The sequence below is a fragment of the Marinobacter sp. genome, from assembly GCF_039977835.1.
Classification (GTDB): domain Bacteria; phylum Pseudomonadota; class Gammaproteobacteria; order Pseudomonadales; family Oleiphilaceae; genus Marinobacter.
This window is the reverse complement of sequence record NZ_JBDWCL010000049.1, coordinates 74,890-92,694: the sequence shown is the minus strand read 5'-3', so window position 1 is coordinate 92,694 and position 17,805 is coordinate 74,890. Positions and strand designations below refer to the sequence as shown.

Sequence of the window (17,805 nt, the reverse complement as noted above, 5' to 3'; positions counted from 1 at the left end):
AAAGTGGAACACCCATTCCGGTACATCAAGCAGGTCTTTGGCTATAGCAAAGTTCGCTATCGCGGCTTGGCCAAAAACAGTAACCGATTGCACTTGCTGGCTGCGTTCAGCAACCTGCTGATGGGTGAAAAATACCTGCTGTCGTAGGGTCAGTTCGCCTGTTTTCCGCCAAAACGGCGGGAAATAGACAAAAATCGAACAAAACAGAGGGTGATAACGCCAAAATCGCGCTTGAATGGCTTTTTTTCGAGTTGAAAAGCGATTCAGCGATAAATCAGGCGTTAATCAGACCCTCCCTAGAACAAAAAGACAAGCTCTGGGCGATTTTTCAAGCCATTTGTCCACTGGACACTATCTTCACGAAGGCAACGTCTGACTCAAGATGGGATTACCGGTCGCTTACGTTTGACGTAGACGCATTAGTAGTCTTCCTGATCGATCAGTGCAGCGCAAGTCCTGTCGCTGGGGGTGGGCAGTGTTGCGTGAACGGCCGGAAAGTAAGCAGGTCAGGGGTTCTAACCCTTTGCACCAGGAGTAACCCAATTGTCTAACCGCCACCAAGCGAACACGGAAAGACCCCTGGATTTTCAACCGAAATTTGACCGTTTATCAGTCTTCAAGCGTTGAAGCTCATGCTCAAGCTGGGAAATTTTGTCTTTGGCGAGATCCAATTCCGCTTGAAGCGCTGCATTCTTACGCTTCTCCTGCTCAAGGTAGGTACCCTGATTCTGAGCTTTAAATATGGCTTTCGCTTGCAGGTAGTGTTGTTTGAGCGTTTTAGCAGATCGGTCATTCTGTGAATGGCCTGCGTGCTCTCTTGCGAGAAGTATCGCTGATTCTTCGTCGATGCCCTCTTTGATCTTTTCGATAAAAAACTCAGTGAGATTAGTACTTCTTCCATCGTGGGGTTTGATGCTGTATTTTTTTAGAATCTTATTGTAGTAAGAATCTGAAAGAAATTTACCTTTAGGATTACAAAACAAATACCCCGCATCTATCCTACGATTCGTCAGCAAAGAGGGGCGAACCTCTTCAATGAAATGCTGCATTTCCAAGTATGTTTCGACGGGGATATTCAATATCCTACCCTCATTGCTGCTCTTTGTCTTTCTCACCTTCACTGGCATCGTCTTTTGACTTGGGTGAGGATCTTCAGCGAACTGATCAGTGTGAGTAGACTGGGCTTCTCCACGGCGAGCCCCGGACTGTAGAATAAACAGAATCAATGCTGCATCGCGCTGAGAGTATATACTGTCCTCTTCAATAGCTTTTTCATAAGCCGCCTCCCATTTTTCTTTGTCGGTAATATCTGCCCGCATTCGGGACGGGGTCGGGTCTAATAAATTCGGTAGACTGTACCCTTTGACATCATTAGGACCCGGCGGATAAACAAATAGCGGATAAAGATAATCATCTATATCAACATTGTTAATACCGATTACTCGATTACAGTAACCTTTCCCTTCGCACCACCAGTAGAACTCATATATGGCCCCGATGTAACCATTGATCGTAGTCGAATTGCGTTTCCTTTTCCCGATACCGCCCTGGTTACGAAATTGACGAACGCGATCATGCGTCGCTCTGGTCCAACGGCGATCGTTCTGCTGAAGATAACAAAGGAAGGTAACAATCTTGTCTACTTTTGCATTAACCGTCTTCAAACGATTTTTGCTACTGTCAAACAGCGTAGCTCTGACAAACGCATTGAGCGGTTCAAACGGCTTACCGTCCGGGCCGATAACAAACGGCACTTTATCCAGAGGCTTACCAGAGTAGTTAACTTGGCAAAGTAATTTTTTATACACCGTTATCTGGCCTGAGCGGGGTTACTTTAGAATCAATACTCTGTGACTTTGGCCGCTTCATAAGCTGTTTTGTCAGACTTTGTACCTCCGCCTCTGCCGAGCGAAGCTCACGTTTCAATTCCTCTATCTTGAGATGCATTTCATGATTTAAACCGGCCAAATTTGCCCTTTCCTTCTCAGCCTGATCTCTCTCTTTCCGAATCTCGGCAATCTGTGACTCCGGACTCTGAACATTTGCAGACTTAACCAACGAGACTAGATCTTTCACTTTGTCGTGCAAATCCGCACGCCCATTGGGCCCCGTCAAGGTTGCACGAGAAATTTCTTTGAGTGTGGCGTCAACGTCCGGAAGCTTGGTTAATTCACAAAATGCTTTTACGCTCCTGGGCAGTCCGTGAAAGGGGTTAGTTAGCCTCTGCTGTACCTCTTTACGGATCTCCTCGGGCAAACCATGCAACGGATCTGCCTTCCTACCCTCCAGCTGTTCTTTGATGAAGCTGATTTTATTCCCGACCTCAGTTGTGGTTTTGTCACGAGCGGCTTGTGGTGCGAGTCCAGCTTTATTGGATGACTTACCCTTGGTCATTAACATCTCCAGAACCAATAACCGAGTCGAGTATAGGAGAATTGCACGCCAGGTCTGTTAGAGAGTCGCTCTCGCTCATCCCTGTGGACACCAGCGACGAACACTGCACTAGGTTTGGACAGCCGTCACAGAACCTCTCAGAGGCCTTGTGGAACGCCACCAGGTATTCCTTACCATCTTTGATCGCGCACTTGGCTTTCTCAGCTCGACCTGGCGACAATCCGAGGCAAACAGCACCGAAATTCAAAAACTCTATAGTTAGACCGTCTTCCTGAATTTTCTTCAGGGCTCGCTCGGCCTGACTCGGCCTTACGAGATCCGTTTGATAAACAGATTTTTGAACGCTTTCTGAAAGGCTCGACAAACTCTCCAATTCGGGATCATTCGACCTACCTTTCAAAAGAATTCCCGCCAACCATTCCTCTTCAATCTGACGAAAAGCAGCGCCAGCCTCACGCTGAGTCAGATATTTTCCGGTCATGGTCCAGTCTTCATGTCTTAATTGGTGCATAAGAGCGCTGAAACTGGTCTCATGATCCGAGCCATATCGGTAGAAATACATGATCGCGAACGCCCGACGGAATTGATGCTCATTTAAATTCCAATGATTGCCAAACTCATCTCGCTCAAGATCAATAAAATCCATGAACCGCGACGCGACATTGTCGAACCGAAATGACCTGAGTCTGGAATCACCTTTTAGATCGACGAATTGAAAAAGCTTGTCGTGGTCCCAGAGCATTCGACCTTCTTCGCTTAGGCGTTCCAACACTCTGACCGTGCGCTCCACGAGAGCACAAGTCGGCAAATCTTCATAATCTCTGACGGTTTTAGGGATATACAGATTGATGTACCTGAGGCCTGCGACACGACGAATACATCCAGCCCGAAGATCATTAATCGACGATTCACGTCCCGCTGTAAAGCACAGCAGGAGCAACTGACAACAAAATGGCAAGATGCCGTATAGCGCATAGTTTAGCGAAAGCCCGCTGTGCTCTACATTCTGGTCGTAGTAATCATTGATAATTCGTGTAACGTACAGGTATTGACTCTTATTTAAGCCTGAACGCTGCCGGATCTCTTTCGGGCTAAGACCTTGCTCCAAGTATTCTTGAAATATCGCGAGAAACTCCGGGCTGTACTTGCTTTCCTTGGCGTTCTCCTGATGATGACGGTAATATCCCAGCGGGAACGGGCTGGCTACCTTTCCAATTTGATTAGACTGAGCAGAAAGGACACGAACTGCTCGATTCTGAGCCTTTTTGTGCGTGTCGTTATCACGCATCTGACGCTCTAGCTCGAAAAGCTCATCGGCGTAATCAAGAACCCAGCGTGCGGCCGCGTCTAGCAACGTCAGATAAACAGGGATCGGAATATCTCGCGTCCTTCCCTCGGATACTCGCACTTCGACAGTTTGTAGAGCCCGGTCAGCAGCGTCAGAAGGATTAGTATCCAAAAAGGGGTCAACAACCAAAGGGTGTACAAAATCAGTGAGGGAAATGCTCTGCCGATGGAAAGTGCAAAGAACTCGGTAAAGATCTCTTACCTGTTTTTCGCTGGATTTGTCAGGATCAGTGTCTCTCTCCAAAAGTTCTGTATCGAACTTTACACCCGTGTAATGCTCTTGCAGCTGCCTGTTAACCGATTTGATCAAGCCTAATGATTTAAGGCATGTTCTGAATTGAGTAACTCCAATCGCCTCGGCAAGCGCTTGCTGTTTAACACCCGACAACACGCGATTGTCATGATGGATCGCAACCGGAATTTCGGACAATGGCACACTGTCGAAATAGGCCGCCAACCTTTTTGCATAGCGTCGGGAAATGTGCTCTGGTTGAACCAGCCTTTGAAGCAAACTTCTGACCGAAACTGCATCGAGATCACTCGGCGAACTAAATCCCATGCCGATGATTTCCCGGTAAATTCGCATCAAATGATAAGCGAAATTTGTAATAGCACTCACACTCCGAGCCTGGAATGTGAGTTGTCGCTCATGAAAGTTTTTGTCAAGCTCTACAGCGATGACAATCGATTTTTTTATATCCTCAACAAGATCGGGATAATCCAAGAGGGTCTCGCCTGGGGCAACAATGCAATCGAAGTTAATGAAGTCAGGGTTTTCGAAATCGGGGTTGATAGGATCACGGATCTCCCATTGACTCGCAGGCCACTCAGAACGGAGCCAGTCATAATCGAAGCACTTGAAATTACCGTTTCGATCGTGTATCTCCGGAAAAATACGAACAACCTGATTCACTAAGCACTCTCCGTTGAGCGAAAAAACACATTCCGGTATGGATTCTCGGTTTGCTCGACGATATTTCTTTCAACATCCAACAGCAAGGCTTTATGCTTTAATTGATTGCTCAACCGATCATACATAGTGTCTACATAAATCCGCCAGAGCACCCAGTTGATATTGCTATCATTAATAACACCGTTCTCAAACGCTTCCAGCAATGCTTCTCGCCACAGGATCAGATTAGCCACATTATTTTCAGATGCGATGAAAATATTTCTCCGCTTTTCGCAACTCATGCACATCATAACTTGATTGCATGGCACGCCCGCCAGACTCCCCGGCTGGAAACCGGACTTAGGGTCTGAGCAATGAACGGACCCGAATTGGCTCGACAATACATCGTCCCTTACTCGGTTATACTCTTCTTCATTCAGTCCAAGCTTGGCTGCGACATCATCGAGCTTGATGGTTACCAGCGCTTCAAGCCACTCAATATACTCTCGCATATGCGATTCGAGCTTTTGCTTGAAAGGAAAAGAAGACACATACCCCTTCGTTGTACGACCTTCTGAATGTTGAGCCATTTCCTGGGCCGCAGACACCCCTTCTTTCAATGTCTTCAGAAGAATTAGTGACACTCGAATCGCTTTCGCCCTGATTTTCCATCGGCCATCCGTTATCCGATTGATAAGGCTTTCGATATTGTGAGCAAAAAAGCTTTTGTAGGTCGCTTGTGCAGCGACATAGTCTTTCGCAATCGTCCGGTGTTTAGCAGTGGAAGAATGCGCATAAATATGAAGAAACAGCCTATCTTGATCCGAAGCATGAGCATGATTTCGATAGTACTTCGTGGCCACAAGTATCTGATTAAAAATTTGGGTGACACTCTCACGAGATTCAGCTGAAGAATCCCACTTGCTCAAAACTTTTCGAGCCCGACTTTTGGTCCAATCAATAACGGCCAAGTTGTCAAATACTTGTGTTTTGTCATAAATCGTAATATCGCCCAAATCCCCAGGATTGGCGCATGTCTCAAACATCATCAACAAGAAACCCGACACCATCAGATCTCTTGAGGCTCCCATTAGCTCGATGAACTCATTCGCGCTATACTTCCCTCTCAGCCCCTTTCGATAGTCTCTTATTTCATTTCGCAACCGAGTCACCACTTGCTGAGGCGAATGCCCCTCTACAGCGTGAACTCCCCGTAAAGAGTGGTAATTCATATACCAAGCCAACAGCCCTGCCCAAAATTGCTCATCCGAGAGAGCCCGAGCACGTGCCAGAATCGGTTTATTTTTCTTTGCCTTGAAGGAGTCAGGGAACATCAACCAGTCGTCGATTATGGGGGCAAATTCAGCGCCGACCTGAATCAACCTAATGCCTTCAGCCCTCTTTTCCAATGCTGTTTGATATATCTCCCAGGCCCCGCTATACAAATTCGACAAGCGCTTCTCTAACGTCGCTTGAATAAGGTCTGACAGATTCTTCCCAGTTATATCGGCGTCACTATACTCGGCCAAAACGTTCGTACAAACGAGCTTGGCCTCAGCTACAAGATCGGCTTCGCCCAAGAAATTCTCAGACGAATAAAGGGCTTCAACTTCCTCAAACTGTTCTTCGGAAAGTGTGTGCAACACCGTTTGAGGTGGAGCCGAACGAACCTTGTCAACTTTCGGCATCCTCAATCCGCTAGGGCAGATACCCCGAGAGGCCATTCGTTTCAACCATTCATTGAAACAGAGGGATCTTTTCCGTGCCTGACCCGGAGTGTTAATTTCCTTCAAATAACGGTAGAAACGATACAAAAAGTGCATCCAATCAGTACGGGAATGCTGCGGCGCGATACCCAATTTTAGGTCACTGGGTATCTGAGTATCGTTTAGAGAGGTTGCAAGAAAGCGAGAAAAATCTTTGAGAGCTTCAACATAATAACGAGCAGTGCTTTGAGCCTTGCCGCTTACTAAATCATTACCCTCCTTGACGACTAACCGAAAAAAGTCAGCCGAAACGAAGGGCTTTAGACAACTGATGTCCCAATCGATTTCCCTATGTTCTATGCAATCCTTTGTCACTCAGGAACTACTCTTCTAATAGTTGGGCTTCAGCTTTAGGCTTAATCAATTCTGGCATGAAATGATCACGCACTTTCGCTTCAATTTCTCGCGCGATGGCAGGGTTTTCTTCTAGGAACTTGCAAGAGTTTGCCTTTCCTTGCCCAATCTTATCACCATTGTACGCATACCACGCGCCAGACTTATCAACAATGCCAGCCTTGACGCCCAGATCAATAATTTCACCGTTCCGGGAAATACCCGAGCCATAGAAAATTTGGAACTCAGCCTGCTTGAAAGGAGGAGAGACTTTGTTCTTAACCACTTTAACGCGAGTTTCGTTACCGACAACTTCGTCGCCTTCCTTCACAGAACCGATGCGACGGATATCCAAGCGAACAGATGAGTAGAATTTCAATCCCTGACCACCCGTGGTTGTTTCAGGACTTCCGAACATAACACCGATTTTCATTCGTATTTGGTTGATGAAGATCATCAGACAACCAGAATTCTTTACGTTACCAGTAAGCTTCCGCAGAGCTTGGGACATCAATCGTGCTTGCAGTCCGACGTGACTATCGCCCATCTCTCCTTCAATCTCTGCCTTGGGGACCAGTGCTGCAACCGAATCAATGATAATGACGTCAACGGCGTTAGAGCGGGTCAGCATGTCGGCAATTTCCAGCGCTTGCTCCCCGGTATCTGGCTGTGAAACCAGCAGTTCATCTACGTTAACGCCGAGCTTTTCGGCATACTGTGGGTCCAGAGCATGCTCGGCGTCCACAAATGCACAGGTCTTGCCCTGCTTCTGGGCTTCTGCAATTACCTGAAGGGTCAGAGTAGTCTTGCCAGAGCTTTCCGGCCCGTAGATCTCACAAATCCGGCCATAGGGAAGCCCGCCAATCCCCAGCGCTATATCAAGACCCAATGAGCCTGTCGAAACAGAGGGGATGGCCTCGCGAGGTTGGTCACCCATTTTCATGACTGCGCCCTTACCAAATTGGCGCTCGATTTGAGCCAGCGCTGATGAGAGGGCCTTAGTACGAACATCAGAATTAGACATAAACTTTCACCTTAAACTTGTTTCGAAACTCGTTTCGTATGCTTCGATATTTTGGGTGCCTAACCGACCTGATTCTTTGCGACAGAGGGTAGTACATAAGGTCGAAAAAGCATAATTTCTGTATGATAGAGCTAGGCGGCCTGCTGAAGCCCGTGGTTGGGCTCATTCACACACTCATACACTTTTTCTAGTAGATATTTTGGCGAACCAAACATGACGCCGATTTTCATGCGGATCTGGTTGATGAAGATCAGCAGGCAGTTGGCGTGTTTGATGTTGCCGGTCAGTTTGCGCAGGGCCTGGGACATCAGGCGGGCCTGCAGGCCCACGTGGCTGTCACCCATTTCGCCTTCTATTTCGGCTTTCGGAGTCAGGGCCGCCACAGAGTCAACAATGATGACGTCCACAGCATTCGAGCGCACCAGCATATCGGCGATTTCCAGCGCCTGCTCACCGGTATCCGGCTGGGAGACGAGCAGGTCGTTCACGTTTACACCCAGTTTTTCGGCATAGATGGGATCCAGGGCGTGCTCTGCATCGATGAAGGCGCAGGTTTTTCCGGCTTTCTGGGCTTCGGCAATCACCTGGAGGGTCAGCGTGGTTTTGCCGGAGCTTTCCGGGCCATAAATCTCGCAGATCCGACCGTAAGGCAGGCCACCAATGCCCAGAGCGACATCAAGGCCAAGTGAACCGGTAGAGACTGCGGGGATGGCTTCCCGGGGCTGGTCGCCCATTTTCATTACGGCACCCTTGCCGAACTGGCGTTCAATCTGGCTAAGCGCTGCGCTCAGTGCTTTGTTGCGGTTATCTTCCATTGTTGCAAACCCTCTGTCGCCAATGCCGTTATCGGGACGGGAGCCCGGCGGCCGAAATCGTTAACAACGGACCCCGGAAAAACCGGACTCCTGTATATTTGAACAGTATTAAAACATAACACGGGGGCAAGACCAACCCCTCCTATTCAGGAGTTTTCCAGAAAGCCTCTAACTCCCTGTAACGCATACAGAACCGACTGACGCCGCACCTCATCGCGGTCTCCGGGAAAGGTTTCCACAACAGCTTCGATGTCTGCCGGTGAACTGCCCCAGGCAAACCACACCGTGCCTACCGGCTTGTCGTCGCTACCGCCGCCGGGGCCGGCCACGCCGCTGACCGCAACCGCAACGCTCGCGCCAGTGGCCGCCAATGCACCCGCAACCATTTCCCGCACCACCGGTTCGCTGACAGCGCCGTGCTCATTCAGGGAAGACTCAGTAACCCCGAGCAATGCTCTCTTGGCCTCATTGCTGTAGGTAACCAGCCCCGCCAGCACATAGGCCGATGACCCTGCGCGATCAGTCAGTACCTTGGCAACCCAGCCGCCAGTGCAGCTTTCGGCCGTCGCAATGGTGAGCTGGCGCTGTTCAAGTATCCCAGCCAGTTGAGTGCCTGCTTCCGCCAATGCCTCGTCGGTCAGTGGCATAATGATCTCCTTCGTTTCATCCTGGGGGTTATTTTCTTACAATCCCTGCCTTCACATAAAGCCAATGGATCCGGAACCGTTCATGTCAGCAGCCCAGACCGATCTGTCCCAGCACACCCCGATGATGAGGCAATACCTCAAAATCAAGGGCGAACACCCCAGCGAACTGGTGTTCTACCGCATGGGGGATTTCTACGAGCTGTTCTACGACGACGCCCGCAAGGCCGCCGAGCTGATGGATATCACTCTTACCGCCCGCGGGCAGTCCGGGGGCAGCCCCATCCCCATGGCGGGCATTCCTTACCACTCTGCTGAAGGTTACATTGCACGTCTGGTGCGGGCTGGTCAATCCATCGCCATTTGTGAACAGATTGGCGACCCGGCCACCAGCAAAGGGCCGGTAGACCGCCAGGTGGTGCGTATCGTGACACCAGGCACCCTCAGTGATGATGCGTTCCTTGAGGACCGCCGGGATAACCTGCTGGTTGCCATCTACAGCCATCGGGAACAGTTCGGCTTTGCTTCTCTGGATATTTCAAGTGGCCGTTTTACGGTTTCCGAGCTGGAAGACCTGGAGGGGCTGCAGGGCGAGCTTCAGCGCCTGAGGCCGGCGGAGATCCTTGTGAGCGAGGATTTTCCCTATCAGGACGTACTGGAAGGCTATACCGGCATTCGCCGCCAGGGTCCGTGGTTATTCGAAGCGGATACCGCCCGCCGCGTATTGACCCAGCAACTACAGGTCAGAGATCTGACCGGGTTTGGCTGTGAGGATCTCACCCTGGCAATCTGTGCCGCAGGCTGCCTGTTGCAATACGCCAGGGAAACCCAGCGTACGGCCCTGCCTCACATTCGCAAGCTCAGCCGTGAGCGGCGTGAAGAGGCAGTGATTCTGGATGCCACCAGCCGCCGCAATCTGGAGATCGACACCAATCTGATAGGGGGCACCCAGCACACGCTCGCCTGGGTAATGGACCGCACGGCTACGTCTATGGGCGGGCGCCAGCTTAGACGCTGGCTCAACCGGCCATTGCGCGATGTAACCATCGTGGAACAGCGACAGCAGGCAGTTTCTGCGCTGCTGGACGGGTTTCATTACGAACCAGTCCACGACCTGCTCAAAAGCATCGGCGATATTGAGCGGATTCTGGCGCGGGTGGCGTTGCGCTCTGCCCGCCCCCGGGACCTGGCGCGGCTCAGGGATGCCTTCCTGACTCTGCCGGACCTGCAGCGGGCCCTGAAGCCGGTGAATTCACACCATGTCGTAAAGCTGGCTACCATCATCAGCGAGTATCCGGAACTGGCGGACTTGCTGGAACGGGCCATCATCGACAACCCGCCGGTGGTAATCCGGGATGGTGGCGTTATGAGGGAAGGTTTTGATGAAGAGCTGGACGAGCTGCGCAACATCAGCGAGAACGCGGGCCAGTTTCTACTGGATGTGGAAACCCGGGAACGGGAACGCACCGGCATCAGCACGCTGAAAGTGGGCTACAACCGGGTGCATGGCTATTACATTGAAATCACCCGCGCCCAGTCCGGCCAGGCGCCCGTGGATTACATTCGGCGCCAGACCCTCAAGAACGCCGAGCGGTTTATCACCCCGGAGCTGAAAGAGTTCGAAGACAAGGCTCTCAGTGCCAAGAGCCGCTCACTGGCGCGGGAGAAAGCGCTGTACGACGAGGTTCTGGAAGCCGTCGCCGCCGAACTGGCACCACTGCAGGACGCCGCCCAGGCTCTGGCGGAGCTGGATGTACTCAGTAACTTCGCCGAGCGCGCCACCAGCCTGCGTTTCAACGCCCCGGAATTCAGCGACACCCCCGGCTTTGACATCGAGGAAGGCCGGCACCCGGTGGTCGAGCAACTGCTCAGCGACCCTTACGTGCCCAACGACCTGCTGATGGACCAGCAGCGACGCATGCTGGTGATCACCGGCCCCAACATGGGCGGTAAGTCCACCTACATGCGCCAGGCGGCCCTGATTGCATTGCTGGCCTACACTGGCAGCTTTGTGCCCGCCAACCGTGTGGTCATCGGCCCGGTTGATCGCATTTTCACCCGCATGGGCTCATCGGATGATATCGCCGGTGGCCGCTCGACCTTCATGGTGGAAATGACGGAAACCGCCAATATCCTCCACAACGCTACCGAGCACAGCCTGGTGCTGATGGACGAGGTGGGGCGTGGCACCAGTACCTTCGATGGCCTTTCGCTGGCTTGGGCCACGGCGGAACACCTGGCGAAGCATATTCGCTGCTATACCCTTTTCGCCACCCACTATTTCGAGCTCACGCAACTGGCGGAGGACCTGGAGCATGCGGTTAATGTTCACCTGACCGCAACGGAGCACGACGACACCATTGTATTCCTGCACAATGTCCATGACGGCCCAGCCAGCCAGAGCTACGGGCTGCAGGTGGCTAAACTGGCGGGCGTACCCCAGGAGGTTATCCGCCACGCCCGTGAGCAGCTCTCCCATCTTGAAGGCAGTGTGCCACCGGCCAGTCCCGCGCCCGGCGCGGCCACAGAGGCTGCTGTTGAGCCAGATCACACGAAACGCCCTCCCCGTGTCAGAGAGACGGTGATGCAGGGGGACATGTTTGCCAGTCTGGAACCCAGCAAGGTGGAAGAAACTCTGGCGGAACTGGACGTTGACGGGCTAACGCCCCGGGATGCGTTGAACCGCCTGTATGAATTGAAGGAACTTCTGAACAAATAAGCGGAAAATGCGTCAGAATTGACCCATGTAATAACGATATAGCCCCTCGGTGCTTGCGAGTGGGCAGGCCGCTCAATACAATATCGCGCAATTATTATTACACTGATGAGATTGACTACTGGACCAGGAAACTGACTATGACGTTTGTCGTTACCGATAACTGCATCAAGTGCAAATACACGGACTGCGTGGAAGTATGCCCGGTTGACTGCTTCTACGAAGGCCCGAATTTTCTGGTGATCGACCCGGACGAGTGCATAGACTGCGCCCTGTGTGAGCCGGAATGCCCGGCAGAGGCCATCTTCTCGGAAGACGAACTGCCCGCGGATCAGGTCCAGTTTGTTGAACTCAACGCCGACCTGGCAGGCAAGTGGCCGAATATCACCGAGAAGAAAGATCCGCTGCCGGACGCCGAGGAGTGGGACGGCAAACCCGACAAGCTGCAGTATCTGGAAAAGTAATTATTGCGAAGCCAGCTTCGCACCAATAGCGACAAAGAACCCGCCGGTTAACGCATTCAGGGCGCGCTTCGCGCCCTGCCCCACCCCAAGCCGGCGGGATCTGACCACCACCCCCGCAAGTGCACACTGCCACATCATCGCAAGCAAAAAGTGAATCGCCGCCAGAAACAGTGATTGCTGAAGGGTATTCCCGGCCGGATCGATAAACTGGGGTAACAGCGCCATGTAAAACAGGGCCGTTTTCGGGTTCAGCACGTTGGACAACAGGCCTTCACGGAATGCCACGGCAGTTGCCACCGAGGTCATCGCGACAGGGTGATCACCAGCGACCTCCGCCTCTGCCCTTTTTTCGGGGGCACGTTTAATAGCCTGGCGCAACGAACTCAGTCCCAGCCAGATGAGATAGCAGGCCCCCGCCCATTTGAGAGCGGTAAACGCCCAGGCGGTCTCCACCAGTAACATGGAAATGCCCAAAGCCGAGAGGCTGGCATGGATAAAAAGCCCGCTGCAAATGCCCGCACTGGTCACGCATCCGTCCTGAAAACCGCCGCGTCCGGCATTCCGCATTACCAGCAGCGTATCCACTCCGGGCGTCACCGTCAGCAGCGAAATCGCCACCAAATAGGCCCAGAACAGTTCGCTCGGCACCCACATTCCCAAACATCCCCACAGCCTGAGGGCAACAGGCGCCTTCAGCCCTGCTGCTGTAGTAGTTTTTTCGCCGCCGCCGACTTGTAGAACGGCTCAAGGCGACGGCGAACCAGGGCCTCAAGATACCCCTCCTCCCGCAGCACGTCTATGACCGGAAGTGCATAGGCATCCACCTCCGCCATTACCACCTCACGATCGACGCCAACGGCCGCCAGCAGTTCAACCACCGGCCTGTCGCCGTACATGGTGAACAGGTGCTCCACCACCGCCCTGGCACAGCCTTCGAAATACCCGGTCTTGCGGAACTGCAGCCAGAACTCGTAGCCCAGAACCACAAATTCCTGCAGCTGAACATCACCCAGGCCCTCGTGGAGTTCTTCGATAGTCCGGTCCTCAAGGGACACCCACGCCGCCATCACGCTGTCTCGCAATTCATCGTCTGTCAGCGCCCGGTGCAGGAACTGCTCACTGCGGGCAATCAGGCCCGGCAGGCTGTCCGAAAGCCATGCCTTGAAACGGCGCTCGAAAGTCTCATCCAGGCCGGGCACCGCCTTGTTGGCCATGCGCTTGCCGAACTTCATCATCGAGCCCACACCGGGAACGCTCTTGGTGATCAGGTTGTCTTCGTAAAGGTAGTTCACCACACCCTGATACACCACGTTCGAAACCAGCTCCTGGTAGACCGGATGAGCCATAATCTCACTGATGACCCTTTCCCGTTGCTGGCGTAACTCCAGAGCCTCTTCCAGAAAACCTGTTGCCTGCTCCCGGGTAATAATATCCCGCAGCCGTGAGGTTTTCTGGACCGGCGCGTTCAGTACTTCCGTGGCCATTTCCGCTGCCATTTCCGGAATTCCGGCATCCAGTTCCATGTCAATCACAATGCGCTGGATCACGCCCATCACCTGTTCCACCGAGGTCAGGCGATTGAGGGTAATGGTACCGGCGTAGCCAAACAGTTCATCCACTTCGGTCGTGAGAAACCGCCGCAGCTTTGCCCCTTTCAGGGACGAAAGTTCGTGTTTTACATGCTGTTCGAGAAGCGCATTGGCGAGATCCGTTTTGCCTTTGGTCATAGTCACGGTCCGGAGCTGTCTGAAAGTGGGCGTTTAGGGTTGAAGCAACCAGAGGCTAACACGAAGCGGCAGCATGTGCGTTTGCCGAAGATACAGGAGGAAGGGTGCTGGCAGGCCAAGAGGTATCCTTCCTCCGGACTGCGTGGCAGGGAGCTACTGGAAGTCGCCGAATTCGTGGGGCTCTGCGGCAAGGGCCAGGCAAAGGCTACCGGGGCCCACGTAGATACTGCTGGTAATGCCCATCTGCGAAAGTAGCAGCTCCACGCCATTCTTCTCACACGCATCCCGGAGGCGGTTCAGGCCGGGGAGGTCCTCAATTTCCGTCCAGGTCAGCCCACAGGAAAGGCTGACATAGGGGCTCAGCAGCCCGGCTTCCACCCGGCCAGCAGCATAATTCATGACCTTTTCAACCGCCATGTCGAAACTTCGGGTTTTGGCGGCGGGCTGGCCCTCGGCACCCTGGCCGAAAATCACCGGGGTGATGTTCAGAGCCTTCCCCAGAAAGGCCACCAGCGCGGAGACGCTCTTGTCGCCACGCTTTCGGGCCCGCTCCCGTATGTAATGCAGGTCACGGGGGATCACGCAGGTATAGATCCTGTCGGTAAAGGCTTCGACTTCATTGCGGAGGGCATTTTTCGACAGTTTCTGCCCGATCAACCTGAGCGTGTGAGCCGCCAGCAGACCCTGGCCGGCAAAGATCTGCTTGCTGTCGATGACGCGCATGGAAAATTTACCTTCACGCCCGGCAGCTTTGCGTGCTTCCTCGTAATGGGACATGACACTGTTCATGGCTTCGGTGGCGTTCTGGAAGATCAGGCTGCGGGAGCGGGTAACCGTTTCACAAATGGCCACGTCAAACTGGGTGACAATCTTTTCCATGAACAGGTCATGAATCTGCTGGGGAGAAAAGGCCTGGGTTTCGGCGTGATGCCCCTTTTGCAGCAGCCCGCTCTGGTAGAACTCCTGGGTTCGTACCGGATCGTGTTCATCGATATAGGTCTGGCCGTCGATAACGGCCGTCACGGGCAGAACGAACAGGTCGTGTTTACGGCTGAACTCGTAGGGCAAATCACAAGCCGAATCCACTATAAGACCAACGCGCATGGGGGCCTCCAACTGCGGGAAGTTGTTCCTGCCGGACACTTCCCTTTATTGTCATTGTTCTTGGCAGCGCCCAGTCTTACACAAAGCCATGGCAATTTCAGCACCCAGCTAACCGGCCGTTTGCTCCAGCTCAAGTTCATTGAGATTTTTATCGATCAGGTCACGATTATCCTGTTGCCAGGGATGAAATCCCTCCCGGAAATAGGCCAGGAAGTCCGGCAGACACTTTCGCAATACGCCCGGCTTACCCCACAGAAAGTTGATTCCGCCAATCCAGGTGCCCAGGTTCCATAACTTGCCGTCAGTCTTAAGCAGACTGCAGGTGTTGAGGAAGGTGTACTTGAAAAAATTCCACGTCACGAACAGGAAGACGATCTTTCGCAACCGCTCGTTGCCGACGCAATGGCGGTAGACATCGAAAGCCACCGACTTGTGCTCTGTTTCCTCAATGGCATGCCAGCGCCACAATCGGGCCATACCAGGAGATGCGCCTTCCATCCACTCCGGATGTTTGAGAATCGCATTTGCCAGTACCGCGGTGTAGTGCTCAGCGCCACAGGTCCCGGCCAGTTGCCGGCTGGGCGGCAGCCTGCCGACCCATTCCATGTGTTTGCGGAATCGCTCGTCAATGGCATCGATATCGTAGCCACGGGCTTTCAGGGCTTCGTTGTAATGTTTGTGCTCCCGGCTGTGCAGCGCTTCCTGGCCAATAAAACCGCGAATTTCCTCTTTAAGCTTGGGGTCATCCACCTGGTCTCGGTACAGGCGGACCGCATTTATAAACTGCTGCTCCCCGTCCGGGAACTGAAGGGAAAGTGCGTTGAAAAAGGCTGTGCGGAAGCTGTCGTTGCTGTGCCAGAGCGTTTGAAGATCAGCAGCAAGATCAAAGCGCAGGTGCCGCGGCGAAACGGACACACCCTCGGGAGTGGAACTGATGGTCATGACTGCCTCCGGTTTATTGTGATTATGGAGCGGCATTCACCGTACAGCGTAAACCGCGTACGAAAATTAATCAGAGGCACCAGTTTAAACCTGAATTCAGTTATGAAGGAAGGCAGAAACAGAAAAAAGTCGACAGATTGTCACAAAATGACAGATCGTCAACGGGCATAAAAAAGGAGGTATGGCGACGCCAATACCTCCAAGGACACACAGGGGTTGGTGGGCTCCGCTGGACGCGGAGGCCACCGTTTAGTGCTCTTCCGCTGCCTTGACGCCCGGCGCCTCCGGGTCGGCGGTAAATCCGATCAGTTTGGTGCGTTCAATCAGGATATACAGTACCGCGCCAGTGGCCAGGCCCCAGCCTGCGCCATAAACCGCCAGTACCACACCCATGGTGCCGGCAATACCACGCTCGGTGTTGTTCTCCAGTTGCTCGAGCCCCACCATCAGGCAGATGTAGCCGGTCAGCAGCAGGGTCAGCGACAGGGCAATCGGCAGCACCGGCTGGAAGAAGCTCACCAGCGGTAGCATGAATACGGCAATGAAGCCGGTGATCCAGAAAGTGCCACCACCACTGTAGATGGACTCCATGGCATTGCGGCCGTACTTGTAGCGCTCGGCCATAGTAGCGGTTACCGCGGTCCAGATTGGGCCCGCCAGGCCGGGATAGGGCGCAAAAAAGGCATGGCCGCCGTTGCGCAGAGCGGTTACCAGGTGTACACGGTCAATGCTGTTGTCGATGTCTTCGTCTTTGCGCAGATGGTCCACGCGGCTCATCAGGGACTGACCCACGACGATGTCACCGAATGCGATCACGTAGGCGATCACCGCAGTCGGAATGGCATAAAGAAAGACATTGGCATCCGGGAAACCAACCGCGAACGGCAAGTAATTCCAGAGCTCGTCAAACGCTGGTTTGGTGATGCCCCATTCCACATTGGGTACAGCGTACTCGCCAGTCGCAAAACCCACCACGATGGCGACGACCATCCCCGGCACCATACCGTAGTTGGCGATTTTCCGGGCCATGCTGTTGCTGTCGACAAAGCCTTTGAAGGAAACGGAGAACATCAGGTAAAGACACACCAGGCCACCGACGATCAGCGAGATTGGGGTTTCTGCCAGCCGGCCACCCGCTTCAATTTCACCCATCAGTGCCGCAATACCGGCGCCAATGATGATCCCGCCCTTCATGGATCGGGGTATCAGCTCCACCAGTTTGCTGCCCAAGCGGGTTATCCCCAGTACCAGGAAGATAATGAACACCAGGAACTGCAGTGCGAAAAGCGCCTGGATAGCCTCAGGCCCGGGTTCGTAGTCGCCCAGGAACAGGAGTACTACGGGAATACCCGGAGTAATCCAGCCCGGTACCAGTGGAACGCCCAACAGCGCCGGCAACATGAAACCGATGCCGCAGATCACCACGTAGGCGAGCGCGACGTCGTAAGGCACGCCGAGGTATTTCTCCAACAGGGGAATCATGGCCAGGCTGACCACGAACATGATCAGGCCCTGCACCATTTCCGCGAATTCCCAGCGATAGTGGACAAACGGCAGACGAATCTTGAAGGGGCCCGCAGGCCAGTACGGTTGCTCTTCCCCGTTCTTGCGATGGTACATTTGCATGCAAAAGTTCT

14 protein-coding genes and 1 pseudogene are annotated in these 17,805 nt (G+C 53.1%); 3 read left to right on the top strand and 12 right to left on the bottom strand.

Going from position 1 to position 17,805, the window contains the following annotated elements; genetic code table 11:
- Positions 1-147: transposase (locus ABJM11_RS15735; protein ID WP_407070004.1), on the top strand; the 147-nt coding region annotated here is incomplete at its 5' end.
- Positions 148-587: 440 nt separating this feature from the next.
- Here the strand turns inward: ABJM11_RS15735 and ABJM11_RS15730 are convergent.
- The 7 genes and pseudogenes from ABJM11_RS15730 to ABJM11_RS15700 all read right to left on the bottom strand — a co-directional run bounded on the left by ABJM11_RS15730 (position 588) and on the right by ABJM11_RS15700 (position 9,218).
- A complete protein-coding gene (locus ABJM11_RS15730) occupies positions 588-1,808 on the bottom strand; it encodes a site-specific integrase (RefSeq protein WP_278349903.1) in 1,221 nt (406 codons plus the stop codon).
- On the bottom strand, positions 1,801-2,394 hold the full coding sequence (locus ABJM11_RS15725) for a hypothetical protein (protein ID WP_278349902.1): 594 nt from the start codon (positions 2,392-2,394) through the stop codon (positions 1,801-1,803). The genes ABJM11_RS15730 and ABJM11_RS15725 overlap by 8 nt, the downstream gene beginning before the upstream one ends.
- Complete coding sequence (locus ABJM11_RS15720) at positions 2,381-4,654, bottom strand: hypothetical protein (protein WP_348293928.1); 2,274 nt, start codon at positions 4,652-4,654, stop codon at positions 2,381-2,383. Before ABJM11_RS15720 ends, ABJM11_RS15725 begins: the two co-directional genes overlap by 14 nt.
- Positions 4,654-6,714 (bottom strand): hypothetical protein, encoded by a 2,061-nt coding sequence (locus ABJM11_RS15715; protein WP_278349900.1) that lies wholly within the window; start codon positions 6,712-6,714, stop codon positions 4,654-4,656. The genes ABJM11_RS15720 and ABJM11_RS15715 overlap by 1 nt, the downstream gene beginning before the upstream one ends.
- 7 nt (positions 6,715-6,721) lie before the next feature.
- A complete protein-coding gene (gene recA, locus ABJM11_RS15710; protein WP_278349899.1) occupies positions 6,722-7,756 on the bottom strand; it encodes a recombinase RecA in 1,035 nt (344 codons plus the stop codon).
- 197 nt (positions 7,757-7,953) lie between these two features.
- A pseudogene (gene recA / locus ABJM11_RS15705) lies at positions 7,954-8,571 on the bottom strand (recombinase RecA); the annotation flags it as partial.
- Between the two features lie 146 nt (positions 8,572-8,717).
- Positions 8,718-9,218 carry a nicotinamide-nucleotide amidohydrolase family protein gene (locus ABJM11_RS15700; protein WP_348293927.1) on the bottom strand — a complete coding sequence of 167 codons (501 nt, stop codon included), beginning with the start codon at positions 9,216-9,218 and terminating at the stop codon, positions 8,718-8,720.
- Positions 9,219-9,300: 82 nt separating this feature from the next.
- On the opposite strand from ABJM11_RS15700, the gene mutS reads away from it, so the two are divergent.
- Both mutS and fdxA read left to right on the top strand, forming a co-directional pair.
- The gene (mutS, locus tag ABJM11_RS15695) at positions 9,301-11,934 is read left to right on the top strand and encodes a DNA mismatch repair protein MutS (protein WP_348293925.1); all 2,634 of its coding nucleotides are present in this window, start codon (positions 9,301-9,303) and stop codon (positions 11,932-11,934) included.
- Between the two features lie 137 nt (positions 11,935-12,071).
- Positions 12,072-12,395 (top strand): ferredoxin FdxA, encoded by a 324-nt coding sequence (fdxA, locus tag ABJM11_RS15690; RefSeq protein WP_114613659.1) that lies wholly within the window; start codon positions 12,072-12,074, stop codon positions 12,393-12,395.
- Here fdxA and ABJM11_RS15685 read toward each other — a convergent pair whose 3' ends face one another.
- The 5 genes from ABJM11_RS15685 to ABJM11_RS15665 all read right to left on the bottom strand — a co-directional run bounded on the left by ABJM11_RS15685 (position 12,396) and on the right by ABJM11_RS15665 (position 17,794).
- The gene (locus ABJM11_RS15685) at positions 12,396-13,049 is read right to left on the bottom strand and encodes a LysE family translocator (RefSeq protein ID WP_348293924.1); all 654 of its coding nucleotides are present in this window, start codon (positions 13,047-13,049) and stop codon (positions 12,396-12,398) included. It lies immediately after the preceding gene.
- 38 nt (positions 13,050-13,087) lie between these two features.
- Positions 13,088-14,122, bottom strand: coding sequence for a hypothetical protein (locus ABJM11_RS15680; protein WP_348293922.1), 1,035 nt, complete (start codon positions 14,120-14,122; stop codon positions 13,088-13,090).
- A gap of 153 nt (positions 14,123-14,275) precedes the next feature.
- Positions 14,276-15,226, bottom strand: a complete 951-nt coding sequence (locus ABJM11_RS15675; RefSeq protein ID WP_348293920.1) for a DegV family protein — start codon at positions 15,224-15,226, stop codon at positions 14,276-14,278.
- A gap of 108 nt (positions 15,227-15,334) precedes the next feature.
- Positions 15,335-16,168 (bottom strand): metal-dependent hydrolase, encoded by an 834-nt coding sequence (locus ABJM11_RS15670; protein ID WP_348293919.1) that lies wholly within the window; start codon positions 16,166-16,168, stop codon positions 15,335-15,337.
- Positions 16,169-16,417: 249 nt separating this feature from the next.
- Entirely contained in the window at positions 16,418-17,794 is a 1,377-nt protein-coding gene (locus ABJM11_RS15665) for a solute carrier family 23 protein (protein ID WP_348293918.1), read from the bottom strand.
- Positions 17,795-17,805: the final 11 nt, after the last annotated feature.